Origin of the sequence: Ewingella americana ATCC 33852 (genome assembly GCF_000735345.1) — a bacterium.
Classification (GTDB): domain Bacteria; phylum Pseudomonadota; class Gammaproteobacteria; order Enterobacterales; family Enterobacteriaceae; genus Ewingella; species Ewingella americana.
In genome coordinates, this window is record NZ_JMPJ01000026.1 from 133,601 (window position 1) to 151,324 (window position 17,724).

The 17,724-nt window shown below is 55.9% G+C and carries 17 protein-coding genes; 8 read left to right on the forward strand and 9 right to left on the reverse strand.

The annotated features are described in order from the left end of the window. Nucleotides 1-5: 5 nt before the first annotated feature. The 3 genes from galE to modE all read right to left on the reverse strand — a co-directional run bounded on the left by galE (nt 6) and on the right by modE (nt 3,642). Nucleotides 6-1,022 (reverse strand): UDP-glucose 4-epimerase GalE, encoded by a 1,017-nt coding sequence (gene galE / locus GEAM_RS04080; RefSeq protein WP_034788560.1) that lies wholly within the window; start codon nt 1,020-1,022, stop codon nt 6-8. 243 nt (nt 1,023-1,265) lie between these two features. Next, nucleotides 1,266-2,735: a molybdate ABC transporter ATP-binding protein ModF gene (gene modF, locus GEAM_RS04085; RefSeq protein WP_034788562.1), complete on the reverse strand. Its 1,470-nt coding sequence runs from the start codon at nt 2,733-2,735 to the stop codon at nt 1,266-1,268. Between the two features lie 124 nt (nt 2,736-2,859). Then, nucleotides 2,860-3,642, reverse strand: coding sequence for a molybdenum-dependent transcriptional regulator (gene modE / locus GEAM_RS04090; RefSeq protein ID WP_034788565.1), 783 nt, complete (start codon nt 3,640-3,642; stop codon nt 2,860-2,862). 193 nt (nt 3,643-3,835) lie between these two features. On the opposite strand from modE, the gene GEAM_RS04095 reads away from it, so the two are divergent. From GEAM_RS04095 to GEAM_RS04115, 5 genes are all read left to right on the forward strand, one after another. Further along, nucleotides 3,836-4,012 carry an AcrZ family multidrug efflux pump-associated protein gene (locus tag GEAM_RS04095; protein ID WP_034788674.1) on the forward strand — a complete coding sequence of 59 codons (177 nt, stop codon included), beginning with the start codon at nt 3,836-3,838 and terminating at the stop codon, nt 4,010-4,012. A gap of 215 nt (nt 4,013-4,227) precedes the next feature. After that, nucleotides 4,228-5,001, forward strand: coding sequence for a molybdate ABC transporter substrate-binding protein (gene modA / locus GEAM_RS04100; RefSeq protein ID WP_034788567.1), 774 nt, complete (start codon nt 4,228-4,230; stop codon nt 4,999-5,001). Beyond that, nucleotides 4,998-5,687 (forward strand): molybdate ABC transporter permease subunit, encoded by a 690-nt coding sequence (gene modB / locus GEAM_RS04105; protein WP_034788571.1) that lies wholly within the window; start codon nt 4,998-5,000, stop codon nt 5,685-5,687. The genes modA and modB overlap by 4 nt, the downstream gene beginning before the upstream one ends. After that, nucleotides 5,687-6,748 carry a molybdenum ABC transporter ATP-binding protein ModC gene (modC, locus tag GEAM_RS04110; protein ID WP_034788575.1) on the forward strand — a complete coding sequence of 354 codons (1,062 nt, stop codon included), beginning with the start codon at nt 5,687-5,689 and terminating at the stop codon, nt 6,746-6,748. The genes modB and modC overlap by 1 nt, the downstream gene beginning before the upstream one ends. 73 nt (nt 6,749-6,821) lie before the next feature. Beyond that, complete coding sequence (locus GEAM_RS04115) at nt 6,822-8,186, forward strand: Fic family protein (protein WP_051899403.1); 1,365 nt, start codon at nt 6,822-6,824, stop codon at nt 8,184-8,186. Between the two features lie 20 nt (nt 8,187-8,206). On the opposite strand, the gene GEAM_RS04120 is transcribed toward GEAM_RS04115, so the two are convergent. Further along, nucleotides 8,207-9,028 carry a pyridoxal phosphatase gene (locus GEAM_RS04120; RefSeq protein ID WP_034788578.1) on the reverse strand — a complete coding sequence of 274 codons (822 nt, stop codon included), beginning with the start codon at nt 9,026-9,028 and terminating at the stop codon, nt 8,207-8,209. Nucleotides 9,029-9,221: 193 nt separating this feature from the next. On the opposite strand from GEAM_RS04120, the gene pgl reads away from it, so the two are divergent. Continuing rightward, nucleotides 9,222-10,223: a 6-phosphogluconolactonase gene (gene pgl, locus GEAM_RS04125; protein WP_034788579.1), complete on the forward strand. Its 1,002-nt coding sequence runs from the start codon at nt 9,222-9,224 to the stop codon at nt 10,221-10,223. A gap of 268 nt (nt 10,224-10,491) precedes the next feature. After that, nucleotides 10,492-12,012, forward strand: a complete 1,521-nt coding sequence (locus GEAM_RS04130) for a methyl-accepting chemotaxis protein (RefSeq protein ID WP_034788581.1) — start codon at nt 10,492-10,494, stop codon at nt 12,010-12,012. Between the two features lie 72 nt (nt 12,013-12,084). On the opposite strand, the gene GEAM_RS04135 is transcribed toward GEAM_RS04130, so the two are convergent. From GEAM_RS04135 to GEAM_RS04150, 4 genes are all read right to left on the reverse strand, one after another. Continuing rightward, nucleotides 12,085-13,398 carry a putative acyl-CoA thioester hydrolase gene (locus GEAM_RS04135; RefSeq protein ID WP_034788583.1) on the reverse strand — a complete coding sequence of 438 codons (1,314 nt, stop codon included), beginning with the start codon at nt 13,396-13,398 and terminating at the stop codon, nt 12,085-12,087. Between the two features lie 106 nt (nt 13,399-13,504). Beyond that, complete coding sequence (locus GEAM_RS04140; protein WP_034788585.1) at nt 13,505-13,987, reverse strand: kinase inhibitor; 483 nt, start codon at nt 13,985-13,987, stop codon at nt 13,505-13,507. A 58-nt stretch (nt 13,988-14,045) separates the two neighbouring features. Then, a complete protein-coding gene (locus GEAM_RS04145; RefSeq protein ID WP_034788588.1) occupies nt 14,046-14,738 on the reverse strand; it encodes a type 1 glutamine amidotransferase domain-containing protein in 693 nt (230 codons plus the stop codon). A gap of 56 nt (nt 14,739-14,794) precedes the next feature. Next, complete coding sequence (locus GEAM_RS04150) at nt 14,795-15,838, reverse strand: NADP-dependent oxidoreductase (RefSeq protein WP_034788590.1); 1,044 nt, start codon at nt 15,836-15,838, stop codon at nt 14,795-14,797. 234 nt (nt 15,839-16,072) lie between these two features. Between GEAM_RS04150 and aphA the strand changes: the two genes are divergently transcribed. Continuing rightward, nucleotides 16,073-16,786 (forward strand): acid phosphatase AphA, encoded by a 714-nt coding sequence (aphA, locus tag GEAM_RS04155; protein WP_034788591.1) that lies wholly within the window; start codon nt 16,073-16,075, stop codon nt 16,784-16,786. 141 nt (nt 16,787-16,927) lie between these two features. Here aphA and GEAM_RS04160 read toward each other — a convergent pair whose 3' ends face one another. After that, nucleotides 16,928-17,707 (reverse strand): ABC transporter substrate-binding protein, encoded by a 780-nt coding sequence (locus GEAM_RS04160; protein ID WP_034788592.1) that lies wholly within the window; start codon nt 17,705-17,707, stop codon nt 16,928-16,930. Nucleotides 17,708-17,724 lie beyond the last annotated feature (17 nt).

The window sequence follows — 17,724 nt, forward strand, 5'->3', positions numbered from 1 at the left end:
GACGATTAGTCTGGGTAACCCTGCGGGTTTTTGGACTGCCACAACCAGGTATCGTTGGCCATATCTTCCAGCGTGCGGGTGACGCGCCAGTTCAGCTCATTAGCGGCTTTGCTTGGGTCAGCCCAGTAGGCTGGCAGGTCGCCATCGCGGCGCGGGGCGAAGTGGTACTTCACCGGCTTGCCGCAGGCTTTGCTGAAGGCATTAACCACTTCGAGCACGCTGTGGCCGAAGCCCGCGCCGAGGTTGTAAATATGCACGCCAGCGCGGTTATGCAGGGTTTTCATCGCGGCGATGTGGCCGTCGGCCAAGTCCACCACGTGGATGTAGTCGCGCACGCCGGTGCCGTCTTTGGTTGGGTAATCATTGCCGAAGATCGACAGGGATTCGCGGCGGCCCACGGCGACCTGTGCGATAAACGGCATCAGGTTGTTCGGGATGCCCTGCGGGTCTTCGCCCATCAAACCTGACGGATGCGCACCCACCGGGTTGAAGTAACGCAGCAGGGTGATGCTCCAGTCCGGCTCGGCGCGCTGCACGTCTTGCAGAATTTGTTCCACCATCAGCTTGCTGCGGCCATACGGGCTGGAAGGGTTGCCGGTCGGGAAGTTTTCGACATAAGGGGTCTTTGGCTGGTCGCCATAAACCGTGGCGGAAGAGCTGAAAATCAGGTTCTTAACGCCCGCATCGCGCATGGCTTCTACCAGTACCAGCGTGCCGCTCACGTTATTGTCGTAATAGGCCAGCGGCTTGGCGACGGATTCCCCCACGGCTTTCCAGCCAGCAAAGTGAATCACCGAATGCACGGCGTGCTCGCTGAAAATCTTATCGAGGATGGCGCGATCGCGGATATCGCCCTGATAGAACAGTGGCGTTTTGCCACTCAGCGTGGTGATTCGCTCGAGGACGCTGGCTTTGCTGTTGTGCAGGTTATCTAAAATGATTGGCGTATAACCTGCTTCAATCAATTGCACGCAGGTATGACTGCCAATGTAACCGCTACCACCCGTAACTAAGACGTACATAATTGCTCCCTGAGAGTCATGTTGAGCTTAAGATACCATGCAGCGAGGCTGAAAAAGGTGATCTAGGCTCAAGTTCATGGAATCGCTTACATCACAGTCTAGCACCTGTATCCGCCTTAATACAGCGGGGCGCGCAGTGGCAGGATTATGGGCAGGGAAGCAGAGAAGGCGTGGTGTGTAATCGTTTACACTTGAATGAATTCCCCAAATAGCGCGATGACTATTTGGGGAAGAGAGGCGTTTTTACTTCAAAGCATCGAGCTGATAACGGTAGATATTGCCATCAGGCACGAAGGAGAGGCGATGGGTGATGCACTCCGGCGCGTCTTCAGCATGGTGCGAGACAAACAGCAGCTGGGTGTCGCCCTCGCTAATCAGCACGTCGACAAAGCGGCGCACCAGTTGGCGGTTAATCGGGTCAAGCCCTTGTAGCGGCTCATCGAGGATTAACAGCGCCGGGTGTTTCACTAATCCGCGGGCAATCAGCGCCAGTCGCTGCTGGCCCCATGACAGGCTGTGGAATGGCGTATCGCCTTTGCTGCCGCCCAAGCCGAGCAGGTCGAGCCACTGGTTAGTGAGGAACAGCTGGCGGTCAGACACGGCCTGATAAATGCCGATAGAGTCGAAGAAGCCCGAGGTGATGACGTTGCGCACGCTGGAGCTGACGCGATAGTCGAGATGCAGGCTGCTGCTGACATAACCGATGTGGCGTTTGATGTCCCAGATGGTTTCGCCCGATCCGCGACGGCGGCCAAACAGCGTCAGGTCATTGCTGTAGCCCTGCGGGTGGTCGCCGGTGATCAGGCTCAGCAGGGTAGATTTACCCGCGCCGTTCTCGCCGACGATTTGCCAATGCTGGCCCTGATCCACTTGCCAGCTCAGGCCGTGCAGGATAGGGCGGTCATTATATTCCACCACGCCGTTACGCAGAATAATCAGCGGGCCATCGGCGGGGCGCACGCGCTGTGCCGGGTCTTCCGGCTCAGGCAGCGCCATACCCTGCAGGTTTTCACTGTGTGCCAACTGGGCCACCAGCGCGTCCGCCATCACTTGTTCGCGCGGGCCAATGGTCGCCAGCGTGCAGTCGGCCAAAACGCCCACGTGCTGAACAAACGGTGGAATATCGTCGAAACGGTTTAGCACCAGCACCAGCGTCTGCCCCTGCTGGGCGAGTCCGGCCAGCAGCTCGGCTAACTGCGCGCGGGCATTGACGTCCAGCCCGTCGAAAGGCTCATCCAATACCAGCAAATCGGGTTGCTGCATCAATACCTGACAGAGCAGCGTCTTACGGGTTTCCCCGGTGGAGAGGTATTTGAAGCGGCGGTCGAGCAGCTTGGTAATGCCAAACTGCGCGGCGAGCGTGGCGCAGCGCTGCGGGTCTTTCACCTGCTCTTGGATTATCTCGGCGGCGGTGCGGCCGGTGTCGTCTTCATCCGGGCTAAGCAGGTCGGTGTTATTGCGCTGCCACTCTTCTTCTACCAGCTTTTGAAGCTGTTCGAATGACAGGCGCACAATGTTGTGAAAATCGCCGTGGCTTTCACCTTGCAGTTGGACCAGTTCGCTTGCCAGAGCACGTGCCAGCGCCGATTTCCCACTGCCGTTGGAACCAACAAAGGCCCAGCTTTCGCCTTGTTGAATGCGTAAATCAGAAAGAGTAAGGGTGCGGGTGTCGCTCAGGCGGAAAACGCCCTGCGAGATATGCAACGAAGCCATGTCTCATCCATAAATTGCAGTGATATTATTTTCTTAGAGATAATCCCGGAAGAAAATGAAGTCAATTGACGATTCTGCAAACTGTCAAATCTTATTGTGCAAGATTCTGATAGATAAGCTTTTTCTAGCACAGCGTGGCAATGATCGCCTTGTCGTCTTCAAATTCAGCGAACACATTTTGGCCTTCGGTTAATGACAGTTGTATGACATTGGCATTGGGTACCGTGGCGCAGAGGATGTCGCCACCGGCCAGCTGTACCAGCACTTCGCTGTTGTCTTTGCCCTGCTGAATGCTTTGAATCGCCCCCGGCAAAGAGTTATCGGCGTGGGTGGCTTCGGTGCGCAGGTTGACCCACGGGGCTTTAATCAGCACCAACACCTCTTTGCCCGGCGTCAGGGCCAGCCGGTCGGCGCTCTGCTCGGTCAACGCTACGCGAATGCGGGTGGTGCCATCATTGAGCAGCACTTCAATATGCTGCTGGACGGAGAGATGGTCGCGCTCAACCACTTTGCCAAAGAACTGGTTACGGGCGCTGGTTTGCAGAGAAAAGCGCGAAATGGCGGCCAGTAGGCTGTCGAGGGGCAGGGAGTCATCCTTCAGCACGTCAAAAGCTTTTTGCTGGATTTTTGCCAGCAGATCATAGAGTTGCAACAGTCGCTCGCCGTAGCGGGTGATCAGCGCGCCGCCGCCGCCTTTGCCGCCGGTACTGCGTTCAACCAGCACCTCGTCGGCCAGCTGGTTCATTTCATTAATCGCATCCCAAGCGCTTTTATAGCTAATGCCCGCCAGCTTGGCGCCCTGACTGATCGAACCCGTCACCTTGATCTGCTTTAAGAGTTCAATTCGACGCGGATCGGCGAACAGCTTTTGCTGTAATTTCAGGGTTAATAAGATTTCAGCTTGCATGTGGGGTTCCTTTGAATGCGTTTCAGCTATTGTCGCCTATCCTCTAACTGACATATAGCAGTGTGAAGGCTTTTTGCGGGGCTAAGTTGGTTAAAAGCTAAAGTATTCTGCTGTTATGGCTGCTATTATCGACAACAGTAATGCTTTTAACACCGCCACTTGGGCGCGTGTCAGCCAGTTAAGTGAGGCTATCATGTTAGAACTTTTAGGAAGTTTGATTTTTGCCGTGGTCATGGTGCCTATCTTCATCGCCGTGATCCTTGGGCTGATTTGGGGATTGGGCGAAGTGTTCAACGTGCTTTCCAATATCGGTCACTCTAAAGAGAGCCGTAATCAGCAGCAACAAGCGCAGCAACAGCAGCATCGTTAACGCTGGTGGCAAAATTCTCTAAAGGACCCGATTTTCACATCGGGTTTTTTTATATCTTTATTACGCCGATCACTGTTATTCGACCTTTCTTTATATCCCAGATCAAAAACCTTTAAGTTCCTCAAAGCCCTGCCGATAAATCGAATGACAAGACTGTTTTCCACGCTATATTAACGCCTATATAACGATGCGTTCTATCAACGAGGAAACATAATATGAATACTTCTTGGGGTAAATTAATCGCCGGTTCCGTGCTGGTGGCGGGTCTGGTGACTCAGGCGCAGGCTGCGGATAAAGTCACGGTGTTTGCCGCCGCTTCGCTGACCAACGCGATGCAGGACATTGCCGCCCAGTATCAGAAAGAGAAGGGCGTGCAGGTCGTCTCTTCCTTTGCTTCTTCCTCAACGCTGGCTCGCCAGATTGAGCAGGGCGCGCCAGCAGACCTGTTTATTTCTGCTGATCAGCAGTGGATGGATTACAGCATCAGCAAGCAGCAAATTGTTGAAAATACTCGCTATACTCTGCTGGGTAACGAGCTGGTGCTGGTAGCGGCGAAAGCCAGTAAAATCGACAACGTCGAGATTGATGATAAAACCCAGTGGACCAAGCTGTTAGGGGATAGCCGCCTTGCGGTGGGCGACCCTGACCACGTTCCGGCGGGCATTTATGCCAAAGAAGCCCTGCAAAAACTGGGTGCCTGGAGCACGCTTGAGCCGAAACTGGCGCGCGCCAGCGATGTTCGCGGCGCATTGGCTTTAGTCGAGCGTGAAGAAGCCCCGCTGGGGATTGTTTATGGCTCAGACGCCATTGCCAGTAAAAAAGTAAAAGTGGTTGGCACCTTCCCGGCACCCAGCCACAAGCCGGTCGAATACCCAATGGCCATTGTTAAAGACCACGAAAAGCCTGAAGTTCGCGCGTTTTATGACTATCTGAAAACGCCTGCGGCCTCAGCCATTTTCAAACAATATGGATTTGCGCCCAAAGAATGATGTTGAGTGAATATGAGTGGCAGGCGGTACTTTTAAGTCTGAAGGTGTCCAGTCTGGCCGTAGTGTGCAGCTTGCCGCTTGGTATTCTGATGGCGTGGGTGTTGGTCCGCTGCCGTTTTCCCGGCAAATCCCTGCTCGACAGTATTATCCACTTGCCACTGGTGCTGCCGCCGGTGGTGATTGGCTATTTGCTGCTGGTGGTGATGGGGCGACGCGGGGTGGTGGGCGAATGGCTCTACCACTGGTTTGGCTTCAGCTTTAGCTTCAGTTGGCACGGCGCGGTACTGGCCTCGGCGGTGGTGGCATTTCCGCTGATGGTGCGCGCTATCCGGCTGGCGCTGGAGGCGGTAGACACCAAACTGGAGCTGGCCGCCCGCACGCTCGGCGCGTCACCATGGCGCGTCTTCTTCACCATCACGCTGCCTCTCTCGGTGCCGGGGATCATCGTCGGCATCGTGCTGGCCTTCGCCCGCTCCCTTGGTGAATTTGGCGCCACCATCACGTTTGTCTCCAACATTCCCGGCGAAACCCGCACCATTCCGTTGGCGATGTACACCCTGATTGAAACACCCGGCGCAGAAGGCGCGGCGGCGCGGCTCTGCGTGCTGGCGATCATTCTGTCACTGGCTTCCTTAATGATTTCCGACTGGCTGGCGAAACGCAGCCGCATTCGGCTGGGGGGTTGATGTTAGAACTCGACTTCAGCCAGCAGCTTGGCGATCTGACCCTACAGGTGACGCAAAACCTGCCTGCGCAAGGCATCACGGCGATTTTCGGCCTGTCCGGCGCGGGGAAAACCTCACTGATTAACGCCATAGGCGGGCTGACAAAGCCTGATGCCGGGCGCATAGCGCTCAACAATCGGCCACTGTTCGACGCCGAAAAAGGCATCTGTCTGCCGCCGGAAAAACGCCGCATTGGCTATGTATTTCAGGACGCGCGCCTATTCCCGCACTATCGGGTGCAGGGCAATTTGCAGTACGGCATGGCGGCCTCGATGCGCGGGCAGTTCGACAGCATTGTGGCGCTGCTTGGCATTGGGCCACTGCTCAACCGTTTCCCGCTGACGCTCTCCGGTGGCGAAAAGCAGCGGGTGGCGATTGGCCGCGCCTTGCTCACCGCCCCTGAAATTCTGCTGATGGACGAGCCGCTGGCGGCGCTGGATTTACCGCGCAAACGCGAGCTGATGCCTTATCTGGAGAAGCTGGCGAAAGAGGTCAATATCCCGATTCTCTACGTCACCCACAGTCTGGATGAGATCCTGCGTCTGGCCGAGAAAGTGCTGGTGCTGGATAACGGCAGCGTGCTGGCGATGGGTGATTTGGAAGAGGTGTGGGCCAGCAATATCATGCGCCCGTGGCTGCCGCGCGAGGAGCAAAGCAGCGTGCTGAACGTCAGCGTGCTAGAGCATCATCCGCGCTACGATATGACCGCCTTGGCTATCGGCGATCAGCGCCTGTGGATTGGCAAAGTGGATGCCGCCGAAGGCACCTCGATGCGCGTGCGCGTCAACGCCGCCGACGTCTCGCTGGTGCTGCAACCCACCGCCAACAACAGCAGCATTCGCAACATTCTGCCCGCCAAGGTGCTGGAGTGTCTGGAGATAGGCTCTCAGGTGGAAGTGAAGCTGGCCATGGCCGATCACATCATCTGGGCGCGCATCACTCCGTGGGCCCGAGATGAGCTAATGATCCGCCCCGGCCAGTGGCTCTATGCGCAGATCAAGAGTGTGTCGCTGAGTCGATAACACCCGATTGCTTGCAAATTGAGCCAAAGCAGAACATCATTCATCTCAATAATTCAATTTTTTGAGGTGAAAGATGAAGGTCAAACGTCCTCCTAAGCTGCTCGCCGTGGGTGAAATCCCCGGCGACGCGCTGACCGCCACCTTTCCCCTCGTCTCTATGCTCAATGAAAAGGGCCAATATCTGCATTGGGATGCGCTACGGCATCGCGTTCCTGCGGGCATTAATCCGCAAATCTTCTGGTCACTCACCACCATGGTGCGTCGCGCCAACGGACGATTGCTGACCCTTAATGGTTACGATTTCAACCAGTTGGCTTTCCTCAATATCACCCCGCAGATGCAGCAAACTATTTCGATGGTCGATAGGCTGGCGACCTCGGGCGGCGAGAGCGAGCTGCTTGAGCCACTTTTCGCCTCGCGCCACCTGCTCGAGGAGTTGCGCGCTGAAGAGTCAATTTCATCCAGCCAGCTAGAAGGGGCGGCTACCACCAGTCGCGTCGCGCTGGAGATGATTAAAGTCAATCGCGCGCCGCGAGATGAGAGCGAAAAAATGATCATGGGGAATTTCCACATGATGGAGTACGTCAATGCTCATTGTTCAGAAGATCTCAGTTTGGCCAATTTTAAGGAGCTACACGCCATTGCCGTGGGGGAGATTAATGACCAAAAATATCGTCCCGGAGAATTTCGCCATTCAGACGACGTGGTGGTGGCGGATGTTCAGAATGAGATCATTCATCACCCGCCGACCTATACCGAGGTCGAACTCAGGCTGTCGCTGTTATTCCAATGGGCCAACAAACCCCATGAGCGGCTGGAGGGGAAAGAGTATCTTCATCCGTTAATCAAAGCCTGCATCCTGCATTTCATGATTGGGTTTATTCACCCGTTCAATGACGGCAATGGCCGCGCGGCGAGGGCGCTGTTCTACTGGTATATGCTGCGCTGCGGCTATTCAGCCTTCCGCCATATCTCCATCAGCAAGCTGCTGAAAAACGCCTCGACGGCCTACGCCAAGTCCTATTGTTACTCCGAGACGGATGACATGGATTTGACTTATTTCGTTGATTATCAATGCGGCATTGTCGGGCGGGCTTTGAATGAGTACGTGGATTACATTCACCATATGGTGAAGGTGCGGGCCGAGCTCAATGCGTTTTTGTATGAGTCGGAGATTGGCGCGACATTAAACGAGCGGCAGAAAAACCTGCTCAACGTGGCTTTTGCGCGGCCAGAAAATATCTTTACCGTGGCGGAAGTCAGAGAGCGGCTGGGCGTGTCGGACAACACGGCCAGAAAGGATTTGACTGTCTTGGCGGAGCTGGGTTTATTGCGCACCCACAAAGATGGCAAAGAGACGGTGTACGTCTCGCCAAAAAGCCTGCCGCAGGTCAGTCAGTGGAAAAATCAGGCACGGCCCAAAGGCAGTGCCTGGTAAGTCAGGCCTAAGCTTGCCGATTAACCCAACACCTTCGCGCGGATCACTTCGGCGATGCCCGGCTGTTCGTTGTCGGCGATGACCAGACCGGCGCGCTGTTTGATGGCGTCGTCCGCATTGCCCATGGCGACGCCGAGGCCGACATTTTCCAGCATGCTCAGGTCATTGTAGTTGTCACCGAAGGCGATGACGTCGGCCATGCTCATGCCTTGCGATTCAACCCACTCCTGCAGGCGGCGGCCTTTGCTGTTGCCCTGTTTAGCGACATCCACCTGATCGTGCCACGACCATTCGCAGGCCAAACCTAAATCATCTTCTACCTGCTTGGCGAAGGCGCGCAGGGCGTCGAGATCTTCATGGGAGGTGGCGAATTTCCACACTGAATTTGCCTGATCGGCAGCGTCGCGCAGGCTGTCGACTTTAACGATATTCGGCCGCTGGCCTTCTGGCAGGGCTTCACCCCAAACGATAGAGCGGCTGACGTGGCCGTTTAAATGCTGATACAGCATGGCATCGTCTACGTAGAGCAGGCCGTGAATGCCGTGTTGCTCGAGCAGATCCACCACTTTTTTGGCTTTGATTTTATCAAGCGGGTCAGAGGTGATGACTTTGCGCGCCTGATAATCGTACAGATAAGTACCGTTGCAGCAGATGGCCGGGGTATCGAGCTGTAAGGCCTGATAGAACGGGTGGATCGCCACGTGGTGGCGGCCAGTGACCACAATCACTTTTACGCCCTGAGCGCGGGCTTCGGTCAGCACGGCCAGAGATTCAGGAAGAATACGTTTTTGACGGTCCAGCAGGGTGCCGTCTAAATCAAGCGCAATTACGCGATAGGTCATAGTTAGCTCGTAAGGTTTTCAGAGAATTGAAGAAATTTCACCCATGTTACACCTTAAAAACCGTCGATAAAACCTTACAGAAGAGCATAAAGGTCACCTCCACAGGCTGGGTTATCGTGGTAACCTGAGCTACGCTTGAATGACTTAACGTATGCCCGAATAAAAATTAATCCGGTGTTAATAAGGAGATGTAATGAAGCAAGTTGTCTACGTTGCCAGCCCTGAGAGCCAGCAAATTCACGTATTTCGTCTGGGCGAAAACGGCGAGCTGAGCCCGCTGCAAATCGTTGACGTGCCTGGTCAGGTTCAGCCAATGGTTATTCATCCTGATGGTCATCGTTTATATGTCGGCGTGCGCCCTGAGTTTGGCATTCTGACTTACCGCATTGACCACGAAGGCAAGCTGGAACAGGCGGGCATGGCTCCGCTGCCGGGCAGCCCGACCCACGTCGGCACGGACCTACAGGGCCGCTTCCTGTTCTCGGCTTCTTACAGCTTCAACAATGTCAGCATTCATCCCATCAATGAAGAAGGCATCGTCACCGCGCCAATTCACGTGCTGGAAGATATTCAGGCGCCGCACTCGGCCAATATCGACCCAACCAACCAGTTGCTGATGATCCCGGCGCTGAAAGAAGACCGCATTCGCCTGTTTGACTTCAGCCTGCAAGGTGCCGCGACGCCGCACCATGTGGAAGCGCTGAAAACCAAAACCGGCGCGGGCCCGCGTCATATGGCTTTCCACCCGAATCAGCACTTTGCTTACTGCATTAACGAGCTGGACAGCAGCGTCGATGTCTACCAGAAAGACGTGACCAGCGGCGAGTACCACAGCGTGCAGTCGCTGAACATCATGCCAGCTGATTTCAAAGACACCCGCTGGGCGGCGGACATTCATATCACGCCAAACGGCAAATTCCTCTACGCCTGCGACCGTACTGCTAGCCTGATCTCGGTGCTCAGCGTCTCCGAAGATGGCAGCGTGCTGGAGCTGTTGGGGCATCACGCCACGCAGACTCAGCCACGCGGCTTCAACATTGACCATCAGGGCCAGTTTGTTATCACCGCGGGCCAAAAATCTGACGGTATCGAAGTGGCGAAGATTGACCAAAGCAGCGGCGCGCTGACCACTCTGAAAGAGTACCCGGTGGGCAAAGGCCCAATGTGGGTGAGTATTCTTGAAGTGAGAAATTAAGCCTGCTAATGAGTCGCCTTTTTTCAGGCGAATTCTGCTGGTGAAAAAATCTGCCCCGACCCTGACAAGTCGGGGTTTTTTATTACTTTTTTGTTAAAAAGACACTTCGTGCGATTGATAAGAATTATTTTCATCTCCCTCTAAACATTGTGGCCTCCTTGTCGATAACTCTCCCCGTTACCAACACCTCATGTCCCATCCTATTGCGTGTCACAGGATAGGCCGGGGCAGACAGTTTTTATTAACAATAATAAACAGGGAGAGCAGGATGAGTTTATTTTCAGGGATCACCCGCATTTTCAATAATGCCAACATCGCTACCAAGCTGGCCGCAGGATTCACGCTGGTTCTGCTGCTCGGTTCCTCCATCGCCGCCTCAGGCATTTACCATCTCACCAGTATTAGCGAGCGAGCCGAAAAGGCCGTGCTGCTGAAGAAAGTGAATGATTTACTGGCCGAAGCCAAATACACCCGGCTTTCGTACATGGCAAATCACGAGCAGAAATTTGTCGATCAAAACCGTCAGGCGCTCGACAAGTTAGAAGTGCGACTGGCCGAAGTGGCAACCTACCACTGGGAGCCGGTCGATCAGGCGCAGGTTGACGCCATGCCGGAGAATATCCGCCGTTACCGCGAAAACTGGCAGCACACGCTGAACCCGCCAGCAGGCAGTGATCCGCAGCAAATCCGTGACAGTCTGGCCGCCGCCGGATTGGCGCTGACCTCGGCGTCGGACCAGCTTCTCAATCATGAAATGACCTACACCCAAGAAGAGGTCAGCCGCACCATCAAAGAGATGCTGATCATCATCACCATCGCCATTCTGACCGGCGCGCTGCTGTCGTGGCGCATGACGCGTCAAATCACCGTGCCACTGCGCCACACGCTGGATGTCGCCCAGCGCATCGCGGCGGGTGATTTAACCGCGCACATTCGCAGCCAGAGCAATGATGAAGTGGGGCAGTTGACCCGCGCCGTCGAAGGGATGAACCAGAACCTGCGCGGCATCATTGGTGATATTCGCAACGGCGTCACCCAAGTGACTCGCGCCTCGAGTGAAATCGCGGCGGGCAACATTGACCTCTCGGCTCGCACCGAGCAGCAGGCGTCGGCGTTGGGCCAGACGGCGGCCAGCATGGAAGAGCTGACCGCGACGGTGAAGCAGAACGCCGACAACGCCAGTCAGGCCAGCAAACTGGCTTCTTCCGCCGCCGACACGGCAGGGCGCGGCGGCAAGCTGGTCAGCGACGTGGTGGGGGTGATGAAGGATATCGCCGTCAGCTCGAAGCAGATTTCTGAAATCACCTCGGTCATCAACAGCATCGCCTTCCAGACCAATATTCTGGCGCTGAATGCCGCGGTTGAAGCCGCGCGCGCCGGAGAGCAGGGGCGCGGCTTTGCCGTGGTTGCCAGCGAAGTGCGCAATTTGGCGCAGCGCAGCGGGCAGGCGGCGAAAGAGATTGAAACCCTGATTGGTCACTCAGTGAGCAAGGTTAACAGCGGCTCGGTGCTGGTGGGCAAGGCCGGGGACACTATGGAGGAGATTGTGCAGTCGGTGGGCCATGTGACCAGTATTATTCATGAGATTGCGTCGGCATCGGAAGAGCAGAGCCGCGGTATCGGCCAGATTGCGCTGGCAGTGGCGGAGATGGACACCGTGACCCAGCAGAACTCGGCGCTGGTGCAGCAGTCGGCCAACGCCGCCGCGTCGCTGGACGAGCAGGCGGTGAATCTCGAAGAGACGGTGGCTATCTTCCGCCTCGGCAATGAGCCAGTCGCCCAAGGCTAATTTGTTCTGAGTTCTTGCCAATAAAAAAGCCGCTGAGCATCCACTCAGCGGCTTTTTTCGATCCTCGCGGGCTTATTTAGCCGGCGCGGTGATCACGTTGTTGAACTGCCACAGACGGTTGAAGTTCACGTCATTCAGGTCACGCGCCTGCTTCTCATCTTTCGGCGCGTTACCGGCGAAGGCGCGCCCAGACACGGCTGCATCGCCCCACGGGTTCGCTTGGTTGTAGCCGCTGTCGATTTGGCTATCGCGGATAACAACTTGGCTGTTTGGCGTGGTGCCCGGCACATAACCGCCGTTTTCAGCGCCTTGATCCCATGCACGGCCCAGCTGTGCTTTCGCCGCCTGACCTTCAAAACCGCGGTCAGAAGTCAGGGTGCTGTTGGTCACCAGGAAGCCGTAAGGCACGTTAGCAGGAGTGTTTGGAGAGAAGATTGAAGCTTGCTTCACGCCACGGCTGCTCACGGTGTGGAACTCAACGCGGTCGAATACCGCGCTTGAGCGGCCAATCACGTAATCCAGGTCACCTTCAATCAGGCTGTTATGCACGTAAGCACGGCTATAACGGCTGTTGTTAGGCTGGTTTTTGATGTTCGCGGTGGTCAGCATCAGGGTGTTCTGGCGGCCAATAATATGCACGTTATCCAGCACGATATTGTCGCCGTCGGTGCGCAGAGCGACCGCCGGGTGATCACCCGCGTCCACGGTGTCCAACAGGCTGTTGGTCACGGTCAGGTTCTGCAATTGCAGGCTGCTGCTCTGTGCCCAGACGGTGGCCGTACAGCCCGCGCCGATGGTGTCAGACTGCTGATCGCTACAATCTTTGAACATGTATTCGCTGCGGTTGCCCGGAATGAACTGGCCATTCGGGTTGACCGTTGCGCGGTACACGGCAGGGGTTGCAGAGGCTTCCAGACCTTGCTGGATAACCACGTCGCTCGCGCTGTTGCCAGCACCGAACAGGGTGATTGGCGGTGCGCCAGCCGGAATGTAAACCGCGCCGGTGTAGGTGCCCGGCAGGATTTTGATGAACACGCGCTCACCGTGGTTACGCACGCGCAGGGCGGCTTCAACGGCTTGCTGGATACTGGTGTACGCTGCGCCGTCGGTACCCATCTGGGTGCCAACCACGAAGTTAGTTTTCGCGGCAGAAATATCGCTTACGGACGGGAACCAGCCTTGCTGCTGAACCTGAAGAGAGCGCCCGCCGAAGGCCAGATAGTTCTTGGCGGTGAAGTTTGCCGCTTCGTCTGGGCTAAGAATTGGGTTGGCGGCTGTGCCCGGAGCAACTTGGGTTGAAACGCCTTCGTGACTGCTGCTACAAGCAGCCAGAACCAAGCTGGCTGACAAAATAGCGCAGGCGCGCGACAGGGTAGTTAATTTCACTGGGTCTGACTCCTTGATAAAAGTTACTCATATTTTCTACCCGTCAACCTTCAAACTGCCTGATGCAAGTCGAGTGATTCTGGGCAACAGCGCAATGTACCACAATTCAGCTATATAACACCGTCAGCGAAGATTTGCCTATTGTATGGAAGTGTATATTGAAGCCGAGATAGGCGCCGCTGGCGTTTTCGTCGACTTCCAGCGTGTCGACGTCTAAGGCATAAATCGTGAATTGGTAACGATGGCTCTCACCCTGCGGAGGTGCCGCGCCGCCGTAGCCCGCCTTGCCAAAGTCAGTTCGGGTTTGCACCGCGCCGTGCGGCAATTCTGCTTTGCCTGAGCCCGCGCCTTGCGCCAGTTCGCTGACGTCGGCGGGGATATTCGCCACGCCCCAGTGCCACCAGCCGGAGCCGGTCGGGGCGTCTGGGTCGTAGCAGGTGATGGCGAAACTTTTGGTGCCTTCGGGGGCGCCGCTCCACGCCAAGTGTGGCGACAAGTTCTGTCCCTGATAACCCATGCCGTTGAACACCTGAGCTTCAGGCATTTTCTCGCCATCTTTCAGGTCATGGCTGGTCAGTGTAAAGGTCATAAGTTCCTCCCGTTTTTGATGATAAAAAGCATAAAAAGGGCAATCAGCCGACCTTGGCTCATTTCGCGCTTTCGCCGCCCAGCAGTTTCAATAGCGCCTGCGCGACGCTGGCGGAAGAGGCCGGATTCTGCCCGGTGATCAGATTGCCGTCGGTCACCACGTAAGGCCGCCAGTCGGCCGCCTTACTGTAGTCGCCGCCGTTTTTCTTCAATTCATCTTCGACTAAAAACGGTACGATGTCAGTGAGGCCGACCGCGTCTTCTTCACTGTTACTGAAGCCGGTGACGCGTTTATCTTTCACCAGCGGCAGCCCGTGCTGGTCTTTCACGTCACGCAGCACGCCGGGCGCGTGGCACACGCTGGCGACAGGCTTGCCCGCCGCCCAAAAAGACTCAATCAGCTTCACCGAGTGAGCATCTTCAGCCAGATCCCACAGCGGGCCGTGGCCGCCGGGATAAAATACCGCGTCAAAATCATCGGCTTTCACCGTGGATAATTTCACCGTATTGCCCAGTGCCTGCTGGGCGGCTTTATCCTGACGAAAACGGTCGGTAGTTTCTGTCTGTGCATCCGGCTCATCGCTTTTCGGGTCCAACGGCGGCTGCCCGCCCTTGGGCGACGCCAGCGTCAGTTCGGCCCCTGCATCCAAAAACTGGTAGTAGGGGGCGGTGAACTCTTCGAGCCAAAAGCCGGTTTTCTTGCCGGTATCGCCGAGCCTGTCGTGTGACGTTAATACAATCAGTAATTTCATGTTACCTCCTGTGGGTCCGGTCACGCCGTGGCCCAGCCATTGTCATTGAGTAGCTATCAGTCGTTGTCTTTCGAGACGCGAACTACCAGCTTGCCGAAGTTTTTACCTTCCAGCAGGCCGATAAACGCCTGTGGCGCATTCTCTAAACCTTCAACTACATCTTCGCGGAACTTCACTTTCCCAGCTTCGAACCATTCACCCATCTGCTTGGCGAACTCGGCATAACGGTGGGCGTAATCCTGCGTGATGATGAAGCCCTGCATGCGAATACGCTTTCTGAGGATAGTACTTGCCAGCAGGGAAAGGCGATCTTTGCCATCAGGCAGCTCCGACGCATTGTATTGCGACACCAAGCCGCACACCGGAATACGCGCCTTGGTGTTGAGCAGCGGCAGTACCGCGTCGAACACCGCGCCACCGACGTTTTCGAAATAGACGTCAATGCCGTCCGGGCAGGCGGCTTTTAGGCGTTGAGCAAAGTCCGGCGCGCGGTGGTCGATACACTCATCAAAGCCAAAATGCTCTACCGCGTAGCGGCATTTCTCTTCGCCACCGGCGACACCCACCACGCGGCTGCCTTTAATCTTAGCAATTTGGCCGACCAGTGAACCCACCGGGCCGGTTGCGGCGGCCACCACCACGGTTTCGCCCGGCTGTGGCTGGCCGATGTCCAGCAGCCCCATAAAGGCGGTGTTGCCCGGCATACCTAAAACGCCGAGGGCCAGAGAAGGGTGCTTAAGGGCCGGGCCTTCGACTTTGCGCACCTCTTTGGCGCTGACCACCGGGCGCTCTTGCCAGCCGGTGTAGGCCAGAACCAGATCACCCACTTTGAAGTTAGGATCTTTGGATTCCACCACGCGGGATACCGCTTCGCCAGTCATCACCTCGTCGATTTGCACCGGCGGCACATAAGACGGTGCGTCGCTCATACGGCCGCGCATATAGGGGTCGAGAGAGAGATAGAGGGTGTGCAGCACCAGTTCCCCGTCTTTGGCCGCCGGGACGGATTTTTCTTCCAGACGGAAGTTCTCTGGCGTTGGGGCACCTTTCGGACGCGAGGCCAGCACAAAGCGGCGGTTTACTGCTGAATTCTGAGACATACAAACTCCTATTCTGATGATTGTTTGGTGGAAACCACTACCAAAGGGCAACAGGTCATGAGGAATAAGTATAGGCAGCTAACTCAGCCTTAGGCTGAGCGGTTTATGCTTTGTCAAAATGTGCTGTCACAAAACCGTAACAAAACCCCTTCCGCTCGGAGCATTTCACGAGTATGTTTTGAGGCGATGATGTCGCGATAACTCACCGATAAATAAGCATAAAAGGAAAATAAGATGCATAAGATTAAATTGGCACTAGGGGCGGTTTGCGTACTGCTGAGTTTGAACCAGAGCGCATTGGCGAAAGAAGCCAACCCCGCGCCGCTCTATCCGGGCGTCAACGTCGCGCAATTGGCGCAGCAGTCGCCGGTACACTGGGTATCAGTGGCGCAGATTGAAAACAGTTTGGTGGGTCGCCCGCCGATTGCCGTGGGTTTTGATATTGATGACACCGTGCTGTTCTCCAGCCCTGGCTTCTACCGCGGGCAGAAAGAGTTCTCTCCGGGCAAAGAGGATTACCTGAAAAACCCGCAATTCTGGGAAAAGATGAACAACGGCTGGGATGATTTCAGCATTCCCAAAGAAGTGGCGAAGCAGCTGATTGATATGCACCTCAAGCGCGGCGACAGCATTTATTTCGTCACTGGGCGCAACCAGACTAAAACCGAGACGGTGACTAAGACGCTGCAAGACGATTTCCAAATCCCGCGAGACAAGGTCAATCCAGTGATTTTCGCCGGAGATAAGCCGGGCCAAAATACCAAAACCCAGTGGCTGAAAGACAAGCAGATTAAGATTTTCTACGGCGATTCCGACGGTGATATCACCGCCGCACAGGCCGTCAGCGCCCGTGGTATCCGCGTTCTGCGCGCTTCTAACTCCAGCTATAAGCCACTGCCGCAGGCCGGGGTGTTTGGCGAGGAAGTGGTGGTTAATTCGGAGTATTGATTGGTTTTTTTACTCCTTCTCCTCTCAGAGGAGAAGGCTGGGATGAGGAGTGGTTTAGCTCAAGGCTCAATGCGGCAAATCCCACACCCCGCCTGCCTCCCCTCCTGAGAGGGGAGGGAGCAAAAATAAACCAAACAAAACTTACTTCACCGTCACATCGATATCGCCGAAATACTTCTTCGAAAGCTGCTGGATCACGCCTTCCTGCTTAATCTTGGCGATGGCGGCGTCTAGCTTCTGCTTATTGGCGGTGTCGCCTTTGCGCAGGCCGAAAGCGATGCCGCTGCCGAGGATTTTGTCATCGCGCACGGCGTCACCGACGAAGGCGAAATCTTTACCGTCCGGGCGGTCAAGGAAGCCGGTCTGCCCAGCCGGAGCCAGTACCAGCGTGCCGTCGAGGCGGCCGGAGGACAAGTCCAGATAGACCTGATTCTGATCCTGATAAGAGACCACATCGACCCCTTTCGGTGCCCAGTGCGCCTGCGCGTAGCTCTCCTGAATCGAGCCTTGCAGCACGCCAACGTGCTTGCCTTTCAGCGACTCAACCGTCGGCAGCAGGCCGGAGGACTTCTTGGCAATCAGCTGGCTTGGCACGCGGTAGATAACATCAGTGAAATCAATTGCCTGACGGCGTTTCTCGGTGACGTTCATCGCCGAGTTAATGGCATCGAATTTACGGGCTTGCAGCGCGGGGATCAGGCCGTCGAAGGCGGTATCGAACCACTCACACTTCAGCTTGGCGGCGGCGCAGACCGCGTTACCCACGTCAATATCAAAGCCCTGCAACTCGCCGCTGGCGCTTTTTGATTCGAACGGCGGATATTGCGCTTCCAGACCAAATTTAAACGCGGTGCCCTCTGCCAGTGTTGAGAAAGAGGCCAGTGCGCAACCCAGCAGTAATGCAATCTTCATTTTTTTCATGTCATTTCCTCGGAGAG